This is a genomic window from Mesorhizobium sp. M7A.F.Ca.CA.004.04.2.1, assembly GCF_004022825.1.
Taxonomy (GTDB): domain Bacteria; phylum Pseudomonadota; class Alphaproteobacteria; order Rhizobiales; family Rhizobiaceae; genus Mesorhizobium.
This window is the reverse complement of sequence record NZ_RZPH01001531.1, coordinates 1-873: the sequence shown is the minus strand read 5'-3', so window position 1 is coordinate 873 and position 873 is coordinate 1. Positions and strand designations below refer to the sequence as shown.

The 873-nt window shown below is 66.2% G+C and carries 1 protein-coding gene; it reads left to right on the top strand.

What is annotated here, in order from left to right:
• Positions 1–89: 89 nt before the first annotated feature.
• On the top strand, positions 90–873 hold a 784-nt coding region (locus tag EN893_RS35915; protein ID WP_128362263.1), incomplete at its 3' end, for a 2-dehydropantoate 2-reductase.

Genomic DNA, 873 nt, shown 5'->3' with positions numbered 1-873 from the left:
GCCAGACATAGGGGCCAGCGTCATGGCTGGCGATGCCGCCAATATTATGGTTTTCATGTCGTATAGCTCCGACCCGGCGCGGCGACAGGATGGCAGACAAGGACAGAAGGATCGTCATAGCCGGTGCCGGCAGCATCGGCTGCTATGCCGGCGGCTGCCTGGCGTTGGCCAACCGAGAGGTCATTCTGCTGGCTCGGCCGCGCATCGAGGCAGCGCTACGGCAGGGTGGATTGCGGGTCAGCGACCTCCAGGGCCGCGATCGCTCGATCAAGCCCGAGGCGCTTGTCGTCACCGTCGATCCGGCCGCCGCTTTGCCGCTGGCGGACGTGATCCTGGTCACGGTCAAGAGCGGCGCCACCCAGGATATGGCGGATCTTATCAAAGCCCATGCCCGGCCCAACGCCGTGGTGATCAGCCTGCAAAACGGTGTCGACAATGCCGACAGGCTGCGTGCTGGAGTTGCCGGACGTACGGTGCTGGCCGGCATGGTGCCGTTCAATGTGGTGCAGTCGCCGGACGGCGAACTGCCGCTGCGCGTGCACCGCGCTAGCGACGGCATGGTGATGGTCGAGGACGGCACCGCCGGCCTGGTCGGCCTGCTTGGCGTCGAAGGGTTTGCGGTCGAAACCCATGGCGACATAAAAGCCGTGCTGTGGGGCAAGCTGCTGATGAATTTGAACAACGCGCTGGTGGCGCTTTCCGGCCTGCCGCTGGCAACCGAACTGGCCGACCGGCGCTGGCGGCTGATCCTGGCCAGCCAGATCGACGAGGCCCTGAGAGCGATGAGAGCGTCCGGCATCGAGCCGGCGCGGATCGCCGGCCTGCGGCCGGCGTTGCTGCCGAAGGTGCTCAGGCTGCCGGACTGGCTGTTCA